Below are 16828 nucleotides of genomic sequence, written 5' to 3' on the forward strand. Positions count from 1 at the left end.
TGCTAGCTGTGGCCAAGCAGTTTGCGCAGTGTTTCGGCTTCACTTTCCGTCACCGAACCGATGAACCGGGCCAGTACGGCCTCGCGGTCCGGAGCAGATCCCAGCACTTCGTGCATGAGCTCGGCGGTGTGGTCTTCGCGGCTGGAGACAGCCTGGTAGCGGTGAGGCCGGGTGCCGCGTTCGCGTTCCACGAGGCCCTTCTTTTCGAGTCGCGAAAGGACCGTCAGGACGGTGGTTACCGCCAGGTCCTTGCCCTCATGCCCTGCTGCTCCGCCGTGCGCTGCCGTGCTCTGCGCAAGCATGTCCCGCAGCGTGTTGGCCGTGGCTGCTTCGTGGCCCGCCCAGAGCAGGTCCATGACTGCGCGTTCCAGTTCCCCAAGACTTGCCATCTGTACATCCTTTTGACGACGCACTGCCAGGAGCCGATCGCCCGGCCCGTGCCGTGATTCCAATACTGCAACTCCAAATCTATCGCGTTTGGCCGCTTGTTTCTACATGAGGTAGAACGTTCGGCGCGTCGCGGGTGATTGCGTTCCTCCGATGTGCATGCAACCGTGTTTACAGTGTTCGACCTGTGTTCTACACTCTGTAGAAGTTGAAGTTCTACGTTGTGTAGAAAACAACGCTGGAGAGCTAGACCCAACCGTAAGTAGGGACCCGCCTTGGACGCCTTGGAAATCGCACGCTGGCAATTCGGAATCACCACCGTCTACCACTTCATGATGGTGCCGCTGACTATCGGCCTGGGCCTGGTCGTCGCGGTGATGCAGACTGTCTGGTACCGCACCGCGAATCCGGCCTACCTGCGGATGACCAAGTTCTGGGGAAAGCTCTTCCTGATCAACTTCATCATGGGCGTGGCCACAGGTATCGTCCAGGAGTTCCAGTTCGGCATGGCGTGGAGCGAATACAGCCGCTTCGTGGGTGACGTCTTCGGCGCTCCGCTGGCCCTTGAGGCACTGCTGGCGTTCTTTGTCGAGTCAACCTTCCTGGGCCTGTGGATCTTCGGCTGGAAGCAGCTGAAGAAGGGCGTGCATCTCGCGTGCCTCTGGATCGCCGTGGTCGGCTCGTTCTTCTCCGCGTACTTCATCATCGTGGCCAACAGCTGGATGCAGCACCCCGTCGGCGTCACGATGATTGACGGGCGCCCGGTCATGACCGACGCCTGGGCCGTCTTCACCAACAACACCGCCCTGGTGGCCGTGCCGCACACCCTCTTTGGTGCCCTTGCCGTGGCCGGCGGGTTCCTGCTGGGCATCGCCTGGTACCACCTCTGGCGCAGGCGCCGCGACGGCATCGACACCATCGGCGCGGACGGCAAGGTGGTTGCCGGGGAGGCCGAGATCCCGGGTCGCGACCGCACCGACTACTCAGTCTGGATCAAGTCGCTGCGGATCGGCGCCGTCGTCGCAATGATCTCCTTTGCCGGAACCGCCCTTACTGGTGACCTGCAGGGCAAGCTGATGTTCGAACAGCAGCCCATGAAGATGGCCGCAGCCGAGGCCGCATGCCACGACGGGACGGGTTTCTCCGTCCTGAGCGTGGGCAACGTCGGCTCCCGCAACTGCGACGACATCGTGGCGCTGATCGAGGTCCCGGGAATTCTCTCCTACCTTGCCAAGGGCGACTTCACCACCGAGGTCAAGGGCGTGAACAGCCTGATCGACGAATACAAGGCGAACTACGGCACGCACGTCCCGGACAACCCCATCTACGGTGACCGGGCCGGCCAGGAGATCCAGTACGTTCCGGTCATGGAGGTCACCTACTGGGGCTTCCGCGCCATGATCGGATTTGGCGGTCTTGCGGCCCTCGCCGCTTTGGTGGCACTCTGGCTGACCCGCAAGGGGACCGTGCCCGAGTCGCGCTGGCTGATGCGGCTGGCCGTGTTCGGCATCCTGGCACCCTTCGGTGCCAACGCCGCGGGCTGGATCTTCACGGAAATGGGCCGGCAGCCCTTCGTGGTTGCCCCCAACCCCGACCTCAACGGCATCGACCAGGTGTTCATGTTCACCGCCGCGGCCGTTTCGCCAGGGGTATCCGCCGGTGAAATCCTGACCTCCCTCGTTGTGCTCACCCTGATCTACGCGGTGCTCCTGGTGGTGGAAGTGAAGCTCCTGGTGAAATACGTGCGCGGCGGCGTCGTCTCGGCCATGCCGGAACTGGTCCACGCGCCGGTCGACGAGAACGAGGACGCTACACCCCGCGGCGGCGGACCGGACAAGCCAGGCACCCCCGACGACGTCCTGGCCTTCGCCTACTAAGACCCGAGCCTATTAAGACCCGAGGATACAAAGCATGGAACTGCTGCCGACCATCTGGTTCATTGCCATCGCCGTCCTGTGGACCGGCTACCTCTTCCTGGAGGGCTTCGACCTGGGCGTCGGGATGCTGATGAAGCTCTTCGCCCGCAACAACACCGAACGCCGGGTGCTCCTGAACACCATCGGGCCGGTCTGGGACGGGAATGAGGTCTGGCTCCTGACAGCCGGCGGCGCCACCTTCGCCGCCTTCCCGTTCTGGTACGCCTCCCTGTTCTCTGCCCTGTACCTGCCGCTGCTGCTGGTCCTCGTCGCGCTGATCTTCAGGGCGGTCGCGTTCGAATACCGCGGGAAAGTGGACACTGACCGCTGGCGGAACACCTGGGACTGGGCGATCGCCGCCGGCTCCTTCCTTGCCGCCTTCGGCGTGGGTGCCGCGCTGGGCCTGACCACCACCGGGCTGCCGCTGGACGCCAACGGCGACCGCGACGGCGGGCCGTTCTCCTGGTTCAGCTGGTACGCCGTGCTGGGAGGCCTGGCGGTGGTTTGCTTCGCCCTGCTGCACGCCCTGGCGTTCCTGGCACTGAAGACCGACGGCGACGTCCGGCACCGGGCGCGGCAGTGGTTCATCAGGCTGCTCCCCGTACTGCTCCTCCCGATGGCCGGGTGGGCTATCGGCGTGCAGGTCCTCAGCGGTGAAGCCTGGACGCTGGCTGTCCTTGCGGTCGCCGTGGTCGCCGCAGCCGTCGCCTGGGCCCAGGCCCGGAAGGGAAACGAAGGCCGGGCGTTCCTGGCAACCGGCGTGTTCCTGCTGGGCGGCTCCGCCTCCGTCTTCGGCGCGGTCTTCCCGGTGGTCCTGCCGTCCACCATCGACCCCGCCTTCAACCTCACCATCGCCAACGCCTCATCCTCCGACTACACCCTCGGCCTGATGAGCATCGTGGCGTGCGTCGGGCTGCCGCTGGTGATCGCCTACCAGGCCTGGACGTACTGGGTGTTCCGCCGCCGCGTCAGCGCCGCCCACATCCCGGAGGCACACAGCTTCCTGCCCGCGGTCGCCGCGAAAGCCCTCATCAGGAAAGACTGATCCGCTGTGAAACCCCAGTTCCCGTCCGGACCCTCCACCCGCCGTGCCCTCTACGGCCTTGGCCTGCTGGCCGCACTGAAGGCCCTGTCCCTGGTTCTCATGGGACAGGCCGTCGCGTCCGTGCTCGCAGGCCTCATGACCCAGGACGCCGCATGGGGTGACCAGCTGGGCTGGGGTGCAGCCGGCGTGGTGCTGCGGTCCGTCACGGTCTGGGCACAGGGCGTCGCCGCGAGGCGCGCCGCCCTGGGAGTCAAGGAGGAACTGCGGGCGCAGCTCCTGGAGACGGCACTGCGCAACGGAGTCCGGGCCGCCGGCCCCTCCGACGGCGGCCTGGCCGTGCTTGCGACGCGCGGACTGGATGCCCTGGACAGCTACTACGCGCAGTACCTTCCCGCGCTGGTGAACTGCGCGGTCATACCGCTGCTGCTCGGCGCCCGGATCCTTTTCGCCGACTGGGTCAGCGCGGTGGTGATCGTGCTGACCGTGCCCCTGGTCCCCATATTCATGGTGCTGATCGGCCGCTACACCGAGGACAAGGTTCGGGACGCCCAGGCCGCCCTCTCCCGGCTGTCCGGGCACATGCTCGAACTCGCCAAGGGGCTGCCGGTGCTGGTGGGGCTCGGCCGGGCAGCCGCCCAGCGCCGCGCCCTGGAGGACATCTCCGAGGACTACCGGCAGCGGACAATGGGCACCCTGCGGACCGCGTTCCTCTCCGCGCTTGCCCTGGAACTGATCGCCACGATCTCCGTCGCGGTGGTGGCGGTCTTCATTGGCGTCCGCCTCGTCCACGGCGACATGGCTCTGGAAGCCGGGCTGCTGGCGCTCATCCTCGCCCCGGACTGCTACCTTCCGCTCCGTGAGCTGGGAACCGCCCACCACGCGAGCGACGACGGCCGGGCAGCACTTGCCGAAACCACGGCGGTGCTGGAGGCCCCGGAGCTCCGGCGGCTGGTGCCGGGTCCGGCCCCGACGGACGAGCCTTCCGGCGTGCAGATCGCCGGTCCGGACAGACCGGCGGGCCTGACGGTCCGGGACCTCACGGTCAGTTATCCGGGACGGCAGGGTCCCGCCTTGGGGCCACTCAGTTTTTCGGCGTCTGCCGGACTGGTCACCGCCCTCGACGGTCCCAGCGGGGCAGGCAAGAGCACCGTGCTGGGCGTTCTCGCGGGCACTGTCGGAAACGGCGGCGGCACAGCGGTGTCCGGAAGCATCGAGGGATTTGCGCCAGGCGAGGTGGCCTGGGTGCCACAGCATCCGGTGATGGTGGCGGACACCGTGCGCGGGGAGGTTCTGCTGTACCTGACAGCCGGCACGGCAGCAGCCGGTACAGCCGTCGGCGAGGGATCATATGGCGGGGGAGTGCTGCGTTGCCTGGCAGCCGTCGGCGCGGCCCACCTGGCGGACAAACATCCGGCCGAACTTAGCCCCGGCGAGCTGCGCCGGGTCGCCCTTGCCCGTGGCCTGGCCCGCGTCGAAGCAGGGGCCACGGTATTGCTCCTGGACGAGCCCACCGCCCACCTGGACCGGGACTCGGCCATCCGTGTCCATGGTGCGATCCGTGCGCTGCGCGGCCGGGCCACCGTCGTCTTGGTGGCCCATGACCGTCAGACGCGGGAGCTTGCCGACCGGATCGTGCCGCTGCCGGGCCGCGGAGCTGAGGCCGGAGCTGAGGCCACTGCTGCGTCCAATGCCGGTGGGATTTTGCCGGCTGCCCAGGTTTCGGCCAGTGCCGTTGACCGCAGTGTACGGGCCGACGGCGGGGGTGCCCCCGCTGCGGTGGCCGGCAGTGCGGCAGCCCGTGTCCCGGCCGCCGAGGCACGAGTCGGTCCGGCCCACACTGCATCGATGCTCGCCCGGCTGCTCGCGCCCGTCCGTGGACGGTTCGCAGCATCCGGGATCGTCGGTGGCCTGGCCGCCCTTTTCGCCGTCGCGCTGTCCGGGCTGTCCGGGTGGCTCATCCTGCGTGCCAGTGAGCAGCCGCCGATCCTGTACCTCCTGACTGCCATTGTGGGTGTCCGCTTCTTCGGGATCGGGCGGGCCGTTCTGCGCTACTGCGAGCGGCTCCTCCTGCATGAAGCTGTGTTTGCCTCCCTGACGAAGCTCCGCGGCGGCCTCTGGGCGTCCCTCAGCCAGCGGGCACTGTCCCTGCGCCGGCTGCTGCAGGGCGGCAATGTCCTGGGTGCCGTCATCGAGGACGTGGACACCGTCCGGGACCTGCTCCCGCGGGTGGTGCTGCCTCCGGTTACCGCAGTTGCGGTGGCGGCAGCCGGCGCCGGTACGGTTGCCTGGCTGATTCCGGCGGCCCTGCCGGCCGTGCTCGCCGCCGCCCTGGTGAGCCTGGTGACCGCGCCCGCCGCGGCGCTGCTCGCGGACCGGATGTCGGCAAAGGCTGAGCAGCGGCTGCGCTCCGGGGTCCTCCGTCGGGTCGCCGCCGCCCTTGATGCCAGGGCGGAACTGCACGCTAATGGCGCGAAGCAGCCGGTTCTGGACGGCATCCGCACGCTGGACCGGGACGCCACCGGCGCAGCACGGCGTTCGGCCTGGGCTGAAGGACTCGGCCAGGCCCTTACCGTGGCCGCCTGCGGCGCCGGCGCCCTCTACAGCGCGGTGCTGGCGGCCCCGCAGGTTCTGGCCGGTTCCGTTCCGGCCACCACGGTCGGCGTCGTGGTCCTTTTACAGTTGGCGCTCGCGGAACCGTTTGGGGGCATGACGACGGCGGTCCGGCAGCTTCCGGCCCTTCGTGCGGTCCTGCGCCGTATCGGTGAGTCGGGCGTCCTGCAGCCGGGGGAACCCAGCGCTGACCGCGATGGCACAGGGCAGGTTTCCCGGCCGGCACCCCGCGGGCTTGGGCAGCCGGGCGTTGAACTGGACGGGTTGTCGGCCGCGTGGCCGGGGGGCAATGCGGTCTTCAGTGACCTGTCAGCCGTGGCAGAGCCCGGCCGCTGGCTTGCGGTGACCGGCCCGTCCGGCGCCGGCAAGTCCACGCTGCTGGCAGTGATGCTGGGCTTTCTCCCTGCAGCGGCAGGCCGCATCGCGGTGACTGGCACCGCGGCGTGGTGCCCGCAGGAGGCACACCTCTTCGACTCCACCGTCCGCGGGAACCTGCTGCTCGGCAGCCCGCCGCAGGAGTCAGGTGCGGGGACTGCGGAGGAGACCGAGCAGGCGATGCGCGAAGCGCTGGCGGCAGTCGGACTGGCGCCCCTGCTGGAGCGCCTGGAAGACGGCCTGGATACCCGCATTGGTCCGGGCGGAGCGTTTCTCAGCGGCGGCGAGCGGCAGCGGCTGGCAGTCGCGCGTACCCTCATGACGCAGGCCGATGTGATCCTCCTGGACGAGCCCACGGCGCACCTCGACGCCGAAGCAGGCCTGGCCATGATCGCGGATCTGCGTGCCGGACTTGCCTCCCGCACGGTGGTGCTGGTCACGCACAACCCCGCCGACATCAGTCCAGCGGATGCACTCCTGGACCTGCGCCCCGGACGCCCCGACTCCGTGCCAGTGGCCCTGGTGACCGGCCGGGCTGGATAACCCGCAGGGCGGGATCTTGCGGGTCCGGCGGGGTCCGCGCAGGCCCACGGTGGGTGGACGCTTCCGGGCCGGCGGCAGCTCTGGCCGGCCCGGAAGCCTTTGTCAGCTCAGGTCGAAGCGGTCGAGCTCCATGACCTTCACCCAGGCCGCCACGAAGTCGTTGACGAACTTCTCCCCGGCGTCGTCGCTCGCGTAGACCTCGGCCATGGCCCGGAGCTGGGAGTTGGAGCCGAAGACCAGGTCGACCGGTGTGGCGGTCCACCTCACCTCACCCGTGGTGATGTCGCTGATCTCGTAGACGTTTTCCTCCCCCTCCGAGGCCTTCCACCGGGTTCCCGGTGAGAGCAGGTTGACGAAGAAGTCGTTCGTCAGGACCTGGGGTTTGTCCGTGAGGATGCCATGGGCGGAGCCGCCGACGTTGGTGCCGAGGGCACGCATGCCGCCGACGAGCGCGGTCATCTCCGGCGCCGAGAGGCCAAGCAGGTACGCCTTGTCCAGCAGGAGGGTCTCCGGCTGGAGCTTCCCGCCGGGCCGCATGTAGTTGCGGAACCCGTCAGCCCGCGGCTGCAGGTATTGGAACGAATCGACGTCGGTCTGGTCCTGGGAAGCATCGCTGCGGCCGGGCCGGAACGGCACGGTGACGGCGAACCCGGCGTCCTTCGCGGCCTTCTCCACTGCTGCGCAGCCGCCGAGGACGATCAGGTCTGCCAGCGAGACCTTCTTGTTCCCGGTCTGTGCCGAGTTGAACCGCTGCTGCACCGACTCGATCGCCTGCAGCGAATTTGTCAAATGCTCAGGCTCGTTGACTTCCCAGGCGTTCTGCGGCTCCAGCCGGATCCGTGCTCCGTTTGCGCCGCCGCGCTTGTCCGTCTTGCGGAAGGTGGAGGCCGCCGCCCATGCCGTGCCCGCGAGCTGCGAAACTGTCAGGCCCGATTCCAGGAGTTCGGCCTTGAGCGAAGGGATGTCCGCGTCACCGATCAGCTCGTGGTCGACCTTCGGGATGGGGTCCTGCCAGAGTTGCGGCTCGGGGACCCACGGTCCGAGCAGGTGGGGGCCGACGGGACCCATGTCGCGGTGAAGCAGCTTGTACCAGGCCTTGGCGAACGCGAGCGCGAACTCGTCGGGATTCTCCAGGAAGCGCCGCGAGATCTGCTCATAGGTGGGGTCGAAGCGCAGCGAGAGATCCGTGGTGAGCATCGTGGGCCGGTGCTTCTTCGCGGGGTCGTGGGCGTCCGGGATGATCTCGGGGGCGTCCTTGGCCACCCATTGGTTGGCACCGCCGGGGCTCTTGACGAGCTCCCACTCGTGTTCAAACAGAATCTCGAAGAAGCGGTTGCTCCACTCCGTGGGGCGGTCGGTCCACGTGACCTCCAGTCCGGAGGTGATCGTATCCGCTCCCTTTCCGGACCCATAGGTGCTGAGCCAGCCCAGGCCCTGCGTCTCAAGGTCCGCAGCCTCCGGCTCGGGGCCGACGTGCGCATCGGCCCCGCCGGCGCCGTGGGTCTTGCCGAAAGTGTGGCCGCCGGCGATCAGCGCGACGGTCTCCTCATCGTTCATCGCCATGCGCTTGAAGGTCTCCCGGATGAACGCAGCTGCCGCGCGCGGGTCCGGATTACCCATCGGCCCCTCGGGGTTGACGTAGATCAGGCCCATCTCGGTGGAGCCCACTTCCTCCGCCATGTTGCCTTCGCCGATGTAGCGTTCGTCGCCGAGCCAGGTGTCCTCGGGTCCCCAGAAGATCTCCTCGGGCTCCCACACGTCCTCGCGGCCGAAGGCGAAACCGAAGGTCTTGAAGCCCATCGACTCGAGTGCGACATTCCCGGCAAGGACCAGCAGGTCGGCCCAGGAGAGCTTCTGGCCGTATTTCTGCTTCACCGGCCACAGCAGCCGCCGGGCCTTGTCCAGGTTGGCGTTGTCCGGCCAGCTGTTGAGCGGCGCGAACCGTTGGCTGCCGTCCCCTGCGCCGCCGCGGCCGTCGTGGACGCGGTAGGTGCCCGCGGCGTGCCAGCTCAGCCGGATCATCAGGCCGCCGTAGTGGCCGAAGTCTGCCGGCCACCAGTCCTGCGACGTGGTCAGCACCTGGACGATGTCCTGCTTGAGCGCCTCGACGTCGAGCTTCTGGAACTCCTCCCGGTAGCTGAACGTGGGGCCGAGCGGGTTGCCTGCCGGGTGGTGGGCGTGGAGCACGGAGAGGTCAAGCTGGTTCGGCCACCAGTCCGCGACGGTCCGCGGGCGGTGTGCCTTGGGCTGCGGCGAGTCGATCGCCGGGTTCTCACTCTCGCTGCCATGCGATGTCACGCTGTCGTGGGCGACCGGGCACCCACCCTCAACCTTTTGGTCCAGACCTTGGGCGCTTCCCGGCGTCGGCACCGGCGCGTGGTCCTGATGATCAGTCATGTGCATCCTTCCATATGGCCGAGGCCGCGGTCGGACTCGGGCAACCGGTCTAACCCACCCATTTTGACCATGAACGACCAGCCCGGGAAGGGCCTCTTGGTGCCGGCACGTCCGGTTGCCCTGCGCACCCAAGCCCCCGCGCCGGAGTAATCCGGCGGCTTCAGGGGTTCCTAGCCCGCGAGTGCATTCTTCTGGCCTCCGCTGAGCACTGAGGAGGCGCCGCAGTTCGAGCAGGTGATCCGGTAGGAGCGGGAGGTGGTGAAAACCGGGATGAAGAACAGCGTGAACTTGGTGGCGCGCTCCTCAAGGTGCTGGTGGGCGAACACGCGGCAGTACTGGCAGGTGGCCGACCGGCCCGGCAGCAGCTTCTGAACAGTCTTGAATCCGAAGAGTAGAAGCATTTTGCGCCTTTCAGGGAACGATGGCCGCTATCGCCCCAGCCCGGTAATCTCCCCAGCCTACGGGGTGCCGCCCCGCAGCGTCAGGGGACAGCCGCGCAGCGTCGAGATCAGCCCCGCAGCGTCCGGAGCAGCCACGCACCTGGAAGGATGGCGCGGCTACTTCCCGGCAGCTAGCCTGATGCCATGACGCACAACGACGCCTCCGGCCTGCCAACGCCCGGCTCCGGGGAGCTGCCCGCCGTCGACTTCCCGGAACTGCACTGGCGCAGCGCCAGCCCCGCGGACCTGGATGCGTGGGCTGCGCTGATCGCCCGGACGGCGGCTGCCGAGCAGCCGGTGTGGTTTGAGCGGCGGGCGGACCTGGAACAGATCATGGCGTCCCAAAACAACCCGGTGGGGCCGAACACAGTCCTTGGCCTGGACCCCGACGGTGTCCCCAGGGCCTACGCCCGCCTGACCAAGAACAAGGACGGGGCAAAGGCTCACGGATTTTGTGCCGTGGACCCGCAGTGGCAGCGCCGCGGCGTCGGCTCAGCCCTCCTGTCGTGGCTGGAGGCGCGGACCCGGCAGCGGTTTGCTGAGGATGCCGGCGGGGAAGAGGCAGGTGCAGGTTCGGCCAGCGCGGCGCCGGTACCGCGGCTGCGGATTTTCATCGAACAGAAGCAGCAGCACCAGTGCGCGCTCCTGGAGGAGAACGGGTATGCCGTGGTCCGCTATTACAACGAGATGCACCGTTCGCTCTCTGCTCCGCTACCCGAGGCACCACTGGACCACGGCCTGGAGCTGGTGCCGATGGAGCCAGGGCTGAGCGAAGCCGTGCGCCTCGCGCACAACCAGATCTTCGCTGACCACTGGGGAAGCGAACCGCGGGACGAGGAGTCATGGGGCTTCGTGGTCAACGATCCCCTGGCCCGGCCCGATCTCAGCGCCGTCGTGCTGGCGAGCAGCACGGGTGAGGTCGTTGGGTACCAGCTGGCCAGCCACGACCCCGACACCGCCGTAACGCGCGGATTCACCGAGGGCTACACGGACCTGCTTGGTGTCCGCCGGGAATTCCGCGGCCGCGGCATCGCGCAGGCGCTCCTGGCCGATGCCATGCGGCGTTTCGCCGCCGCAGGCATGGACAAGGCGTCCCTGGATGTGGATTCCGAGAACCCCACCGGCGCCATGGCGCTGTACCGCAAGATGGGCTACGCCCCGGTCAACACCAGCCTGGCCTGGGACAAGGTCCTCTAGCCGGGCGAAAACCGGGCTAACTGTCAACCGCAGGCCCGGGCTAGCTGTCAACAGCAGGTCAGCCGTCGACGTCCGCCAGGTGATGGACGACGTCGTGCAGGAAATACTGTGCGAGTGTCAGGACGGTGAACTCCGAGCCGTTGCTGCGCAGCCCTCTCCGGCCCCACTGCGGCTCCTGGACCCTGGCGAAGGAGGCGGCCACCTGTTCACCCTCCGCTGTGAGCTCGGCGCTCACTACGGCAGGGTCGGCGTTCGCGTAATCGCTGTCCACCGCAGTCCGGTCCTGGTCCCAGTTCTCAAACCGGGCGTCGTCGTCCGTGAGCATCAGGTTCAGGCGGCGGTCGAAGAGGCTGAACACATCCCTGACATGGCAGGCGTACTCCAGTGCGGACCAGGTGCTGCTGTCCGGCCGCTCGGTGGCGTCCGGCCGCCGGAGCACGGCCCGCCAGCGCGGCAGCATGTTTTCGACGCTGCCGGGAACCGTGGACGGGGTGACGGTGGACGCGTCGAAGCCGCACTGCGTGCAGGGGCGGGACAGGACCCAGGTCCAGTCCTTTTCATCCGGGACGATAGGCATGCCAGTAGTCTAGGCGGATTCCGGCCAGGCCATGCTTGGGCCGATCACGTCCACCGCCTGGGAGAGCGGAATGCCCGACCCGTCGCGCCGGCCGTGCTCCTGGGGCAGCGAGCGGGCCACCCCTGCCGACGACGACGCCTTCGCAGGGCCATGCCCGGCCCAGGCCAGCAGCAGCGTGTCCTCGCCCTTCAGGAACCGGTGTGCCCGGACCCCTGCGGTGGCGCGGCCCTTGGCCGGGTACTCGGCAAAGGCCGTCACCTTGGCGGCCCCGGGGGCAGTGCCCGGCAGGGCACCTTCCGTGCCGGAAATGGTGACGACGACGGCGGCGTCGTCACCGGGGGCGACCGCGCCGAAGAACACCACCTGGTCGCCGGCGGCAAGCTTGATGCCGGCCATGCCCCCGGCGGTCCTGCCCTGCGGGCGGACGACGGCGGCGCTAAACCGGAGCAGCTGTGCCTGCCGCGTCAGGAATACCAGGTCGGCGTCGTCGGACCCTGCCGGCGCCACGCCCACCACGGTGTCCTTGTCCTTGAGCGTGATCACTTCCCAGTCCTCGCGGTTCAGGGGGTAGTCCGGCTGCACCCGCTTCACGATGCCCTGCGCCGTGCCAAGCGCCAGCACCTCATCGAGCGGAGCGAACGCCACGAGCGACTCACCCTTCAGGAGGGTGATGAAGTCCTTGGCCGGAACACCGCCGGCCAGGTTCGGCAGGCCTGAGACCGGCGGGAGCACGGGCATGTCCATGACCTGGATCCGGAGCATGCGCCCCTGGGAGGTGATTGCCGCGATCTCGCCCCGGGCCGAGGTCTTGACCACCGAGCGGAACACGTCGTGTTTGGTACGGGGCCCGGTCTCGGCCAGGCTGTCCTGGTTGGCCGTCCGGGCAATCTGGCCGGAGGCTGTGAGGATCGCCCAGCAGGGGTCGTCCGCAATCTCGAGGGCCAGGGGGGCGGGCTTGCCCTTGACGCCTGCCTTGCCGTCGACGACGGCGGCGCTGGCAACCGTGGGGGACACGGCCTCGGACTCCAGAAGCACCGTACGCCGCGGCGTGCCGTACTTCTCGGCGATCTCCCCGAGTTCGCCGGACACCAGGTCCCGCAGCAACTGATCCGATTCGAGGATGGCCTCGAGTTCGGCGATTTCCCTGCGGAGCTCGTCCTGCTCCTTCTCCAGTTCGATCCGGCTGTATTTGGTCAGCTGGCGGAGCCGGAGCTCGAGGATGTAGTTGGCCTGGATCTCGGAGAGGTCGTAGATGGACATGAGCCGTTCGCGGGCGGCGGAAGCCTCGTCCGAGGACCGGATGATCTGGATGACCTCGTCAATGTCCACGATGGCGATGAGCAGACCCTCCACCAGGTGGAGGCGGTCCTTCTTCTTGCCAAGCCGGAACACCGTCCGGCGCCGCACCACCGAGATGCGGTGGTCCACATACACGGTGAGCAGCTGCAGCAGGCCCAGCGTCTGCGGCTGTCCGTCCACGAGGGTGACGTTGTTGATGCCAAAGGAATCCTCCATCGGCGAGTAGCGGTAGAGCTGCTGGAGGACGGCGTTGGGGTTGAAACCGTTCTTCAGCTCGATGACCAGCCGCAGGCCGTGCTTGCGGTCGGTCAGGTCCACGACATCGCTGATGCCAGCGAGCTTCTTGCCGTTGACCGCGTCCTTGATCTTTTCGATCACCTTTTCCGGACCCACCATGTACGGCAGTTCGGTGACCACGAGGCCCGTCCGGCGGGCCGAGAGCTGCTCCACCTCCACCTTGGCACGGGTCTTGAAGGAGCCGCGGCCCGTGGCGTAGGCGTCCCGGATGCCGTCCAGGCCCACGATGCGCCCGCCGGTGGGCAGGTCGGGGCCGGGGACGAACCGCATGATGTCTTCCAGGGTGGCGTCCGGGTTCGCGATGAGGTGCCGGGCGGCGGAGATGACCTCCACGAGGTTGTGCGGCGCCATGTTCGTGGCCATGCCGACGGCAATGCCGGTGGTGCCGTTGACCAGCAGGTTGGGGAACGCTGCGGGCAGGACCTCCGGCTGGGTTAGCTGGTTGTCGTAGTTGGGGACGAAGTCCACCACGTCCTCGTCGAGGTGGTCCGTCATGGTGAGCGCTGCCGCCGCAAGGCGGGCCTCGGTGTACCGCGGTGCCGCGGGGCCGTCGTCGAGCGAGCCGAAGTTACCATGGCCGTCGATCAGGGGGAGCCGTAGCGAGAAGTCCTGGGCCATGCGCACCATGGCGTCGTAGATGGCGGTGTCGCCGTGCGGGTGGAGCTTTCCCATGACCTCACCCACGACGCGGGCGCTCTTGACGTGGCCACGGTCCGGACGGAGGCCCATGTCGCTCATCATGTAGAGGATGCGGCGCTGGACGGGCTTGAGGCCGTCCCGGGCGTCGGGCAGGGCCCGGGAATAGATGACCGAGTACGCGTACTCCAGGAAGGAGCCTTCCATTTCGGAAGTCACGTCGATGTCAACGATGTTTTCGGTGTAGTCCTGGACTGTTTCCCCTGCGGGGGTGCGTGTTTGGCGGCGTGCCATGGGGCTGGTGGATCCTTTTTGGGGTGCACTTCGGGAGGTTTAGCTAGGCTAAGCCTATGGTGGATCAGCCCGGGGACGGCGAATATCCGGAATATTGGGAGGCCGATGTCGTTCTGAGGGACGGGGGCACAGCGCATTTGCGCCCCATCCATCCCACCGACGCGGACGCCGTGCAGACCTTCCACACGCGGCAGTCCCAGAACTCCATCTACATGCGCTTCTTCGCCTTCAAGGAGCGGCTCTCCAGCCGCGAGCTCAAGCGTTTCACCGAGGTGGACTACCGGGACCGGGTGGCCTTCGTGATCACCATCGGCGGGGACATCATCGGCGTCGGCCGGTATGACAGGCTTGACGACCCCGCGGAGGCCGAGGTGGCCTTCAACATCGCCGACGCGCACCAGGGCCGGGGCATCGGCTCGATCCTGCTGGAGCACCTCGCCGCGGCGGCCCGCGAAAACGGGATCCGCCGGTTCAGTGCCGAGGTCCTGCCCGAGAACCGCAAGATGCTCATGGTCTTCTCCGACGCAGGCTACGACGTCAAACGCCATTTCGACGACGGAGTGGTGAGCCTGGAGTTCAACATCGACCCCACGGACAAATCGCGTGCCGTGATGGAAGCCCGGGAGCACCGCGCGGAGGCGAGAAGCGTGCAGGACCTGCTGGCACCGTCGTCGGTAGCGGTGATCGGTGCCAGCCGCAGGTGGGGGACCGTGGGGTACCAGCTCCTGGAACACATCATCGAAGGCGGCTTTACCGGTCCCGTCTACGCCATCAACCCCGAAGCCATTGAACTGGCCGGCATGCTGTCCTTCAGCAAGCTCTCCGAGGTGCCCGGACCGGTGCAGCTGGCCATAGTTGCGGTGCCCTACGAGGAAGTCCCCAAGGTGGTGGATGAGTGCGCGGCCGCCGGCGTGAAGGGGGTCCTGGTGGCGTCCGCGGGATTCACCGAGGACGGGGAGCGGGGCCTCGCCCGGCAGCGGGAACTGGTGCGGCAGGCGCGGGCCAACGGGATGCGGGTCATCGGGCCGGCCTCGCTCGGCATTGTGAATACCAACTCCGCGGTGTCGCTGAACGCCTCCATGGCACCAAGCCTGGCCCGCGCAGGCGGTCTGGGACTATTCAGCCAGTCTGCGGCGATCGGGGTGGCGCTGTACGCGGCGTCGAGCCGGCGCCGCGCCGGTATCTCCACCTTCCTGTCGGCCGGAAACCGGGCCGACGTGTCCGGCAACGACATGATGCAGTTCTGGGAGGACGACGCCGACACCACCGCCGTGGGCCTGTATCTGGAGTCGATCGGCAACCCGCGCAAATTTTCCCGCATCGCCCGGCGGCTCGCCCGGACCAAGCCGGTGATCGTGGCCAAGTCAACGTCCATGGGGCTGCAGCTGCCGCCCGGTCATGCCGTGCGCACCACCCAGGCCCCGGCCGATGCGCTGGACTCCATGATGCGCCAGTCCGGCGTCATCCGGGTGGAGACCGTCGAGCAGCTCATGGACGTGGCGCAGATCGTGTCCGCCCAGCCGCTCCCCAAGGGGGCCGGGGTGGCGGTCTTCAGCAACTCCGGGGCACTGGGGAAAGTCGTGGCGGACAGCGCCGTGTCCCACGGCCTGGGCGTCGAGGAGCTCGTGACGGAGATGGACCTGGACGCCGGCATGTCCCGTGCCCTGCAGGCCCTGCGTGGGCGGCTCCGCGAAGTGCTCGCCCAAGAGGCTGTCCACGCGGCCGTGGTTGCCTTCCTTCCTGCCCGCGGGTTGACCGTGGAAAAGATTGCCGCGGCGCTCGCAGAAGCCTCCGCCGAGGCCGGAAAGCCGGTGGTGGCGGCCTTCACCGGCATCCTCGATCCGTCCGTGTACGTGGAAGGCATGGTGGGGGAGGACGCCGGGACGGCACCGGTGCCGTGCTACTCGAATCCCGGGGCGGCCGTTGCCGCACTCTCCGCCGTGGTGCGGTACGCCGAGTGGGCGGAACGGGACCAGGGCCTCTTCGTGGATCCCGACGGGTGCGATCCTGACGCCGCGCACGCCGACCTCGAGCACCTGCTGGCCGACGTCCGCGGTGAGCAGCTCAAGCAACTCGAGCCGGCCGACGCCGCGCGTCTGCTGGCACATTACGGGATCAGGGTGATGCCCTCGGAAGGCTTCGACACGGAGGACGAAGCCGTGGCGGCGGCCGGCAGGCTCGGCTGGCCCGTGGCGCTGAAGACCACCGATCCCACTCTGCGCCACCGCCTCGACCTGGGCGGCGTGCGGCTGGATATCCAGGACGCGGACTCCCTCCGGCTGAACATCCGCCAGATGCGCCGGGCGCTGGAGCCCTACGGCCCGGCGTCGCTGGAGGTCCAGACCATGGCGCCGGTGGGCCAGGCGTGCACCCTGCGCGCCATCGAGGACCCCCTGCTGGGGCCCGTGGTGTCCTTCGGGCTGGCCGGCGACGCCGTTAACCTGCTGGACGACTGGGCACACCGGGCACCGCCGCTGTCCAGCGCCGACCTCCGTGACCTGATCCGCAGACCCCGCGCGTCCCGGAAGCTGTTCGGCTACCAGGGCCTGCCCGCCGTCGATGTTTCCGCCCTGGAGGAGGTGGCTGCGCGCCTGGCACGGCTCAAGGATGCGCACCCGGAGATAGCCCTGGTGGAGTTCAACCCTGTCCTGGCCACGCCGCAGGGGGCGTTCATTCTGGCTGCCGACGTGCGGATCGGCAACGCCGCCCAGCGCACCGACAGCGCGCGGCGGGCGATGCGGAGCTAGGCGCCGTTAGGCAGGTGCAGGGGACTCGAAGACAGGCGCCTGGTTAGCATGTGCCACAGCGATCTGTG

The 16828-nt window shown here is 68.2% G+C and carries 10 protein-coding genes; 5 read left to right on the forward strand and 5 right to left on the reverse strand.

Annotated features, from left to right (window positions below; all coding sequences use genetic code 11):
* Positions 1-2 precede the first annotated feature (2 nt).
* A complete protein-coding gene (locus AC5RWD_RS11465; protein ID WP_056628644.1) occupies positions 3-389 on the reverse strand; it encodes a BlaI/MecI/CopY family transcriptional regulator in 387 nt (128 codons plus the stop codon).
* A 273-nt stretch (positions 390-662) separates the two neighbouring features.
* Here AC5RWD_RS11465 and AC5RWD_RS11470 point away from each other — a divergent pair, with 273 nt between their 5' ends.
* The 3 genes from AC5RWD_RS11470 to cydD are packed head-to-tail and all read left to right on the forward strand — an operon-like array spanning position 663 to position 6876.
* Positions 663-2264, forward strand: a complete 1602-nt coding sequence (locus AC5RWD_RS11470; RefSeq protein WP_494020123.1) for a cytochrome ubiquinol oxidase subunit I — start codon at positions 663-665, stop codon at positions 2262-2264.
* 34 nt (positions 2265-2298) lie between these two features.
* The gene (cydB, locus tag AC5RWD_RS11475; protein WP_494020124.1) at positions 2299-3348 is read left to right on the forward strand and encodes a cytochrome d ubiquinol oxidase subunit II; all 1050 of its coding nucleotides are present in this window, start codon (positions 2299-2301) and stop codon (positions 3346-3348) included.
* Between the two features lie 6 nt (positions 3349-3354).
* Positions 3355-6876: a thiol reductant ABC exporter subunit CydD gene (cydD, locus tag AC5RWD_RS11480; protein ID WP_494020125.1), complete on the forward strand. Its 3522-nt coding sequence runs from the start codon at positions 3355-3357 to the stop codon at positions 6874-6876.
* A 102-nt stretch (positions 6877-6978) separates the two neighbouring features.
* Here cydD and katG read toward each other — a convergent pair whose 3' ends face one another.
* Positions 6979-9273, reverse strand: coding sequence for a catalase/peroxidase HPI (gene katG / locus AC5RWD_RS11485; RefSeq protein ID WP_494020126.1), 2295 nt, complete (start codon positions 9271-9273; stop codon positions 6979-6981).
* A gap of 170 nt (positions 9274-9443) precedes the next feature.
* Entirely contained in the window at positions 9444-9674 is a 231-nt protein-coding gene (locus AC5RWD_RS11490) for a zinc-ribbon domain-containing protein (protein ID WP_494020127.1), read from the reverse strand.
* A gap of 183 nt (positions 9675-9857) precedes the next feature.
* On the opposite strand from AC5RWD_RS11490, the gene AC5RWD_RS11495 reads away from it, so the two are divergent.
* A complete protein-coding gene (locus AC5RWD_RS11495; protein ID WP_494020128.1) occupies positions 9858-10910 on the forward strand; it encodes a GNAT family N-acetyltransferase in 1053 nt (350 codons plus the stop codon).
* A gap of 58 nt (positions 10911-10968) precedes the next feature.
* On the opposite strand, the gene AC5RWD_RS11500 is transcribed toward AC5RWD_RS11495, so the two are convergent.
* Both AC5RWD_RS11500 and AC5RWD_RS11505 read right to left on the reverse strand, forming a co-directional pair.
* A complete protein-coding gene (locus tag AC5RWD_RS11500) occupies positions 10969-11487 on the reverse strand; it encodes a DinB family protein (RefSeq protein ID WP_494020129.1) in 519 nt (172 codons plus the stop codon).
* Positions 11488-11496: 9 nt separating this feature from the next.
* Positions 11497-14013, reverse strand: coding sequence for a DNA gyrase/topoisomerase IV subunit A (locus AC5RWD_RS11505; protein WP_494020130.1), 2517 nt, complete (start codon positions 14011-14013; stop codon positions 11497-11499).
* 56 nt (positions 14014-14069) lie between these two features.
* On the opposite strand from AC5RWD_RS11505, the gene AC5RWD_RS11510 reads away from it, so the two are divergent.
* The gene (locus AC5RWD_RS11510; RefSeq protein ID WP_494020131.1) at positions 14070-16760 is read left to right on the forward strand and encodes a bifunctional acetate--CoA ligase family protein/GNAT family N-acetyltransferase; all 2691 of its coding nucleotides are present in this window, start codon (positions 14070-14072) and stop codon (positions 16758-16760) included.
* The last annotated feature ends 68 nt before the right edge of the window (positions 16761-16828 follow it).

It is taken from the genome of Arthrobacter sp. CMU6, from assembly GCF_059090205.1.

Bases quoted from the DNA above. Each gene is read 5' to 3' on its own strand.
- AC5RWD_RS11465 (WP_056628644.1), bottom strand. From the start codon at position 389: ATGGCAAGTCTTGGGGAACTGGAACGCGCAGTCATGGACCTGCTCTGG.
- cydB (WP_494020124.1), top strand. From the start codon at position 2,299: ATGGAACTGCTGCCGACCATCTGGTTCATTGCCATCGCCGTCCTGTGG.
- katG (WP_494020126.1), bottom strand. From the start codon at position 9,273: ATGACTGATCATCAGGACCACGCGCCGGTGCCGACGCCGGGAAGCGCC.
- AC5RWD_RS11490 (WP_494020127.1), bottom strand. From the start codon at position 9,674: ATGCTTCTACTCTTCGGATTCAAGACTGTTCAGAAGCTGCTGCCGGGC.
- AC5RWD_RS11495 (WP_494020128.1), top strand. From the start codon at position 9,858: ATGACGCACAACGACGCCTCCGGCCTGCCAACGCCCGGCTCCGGGGAG.
- AC5RWD_RS11500 (WP_494020129.1), bottom strand. From the start codon at position 11,487: ATGCCTATCGTCCCGGATGAAAAGGACTGGACCTGGGTCCTGTCCCGC.
- AC5RWD_RS11505 (WP_494020130.1), bottom strand. From the start codon at position 14,013: ATGGCACGCCGCCAAACACGCACCCCCGCAGGGGAAACAGTCCAGGAC.
- AC5RWD_RS11510 (WP_494020131.1), top strand. From the start codon at position 14,070: ATGGTGGATCAGCCCGGGGACGGCGAATATCCGGAATATTGGGAGGCC.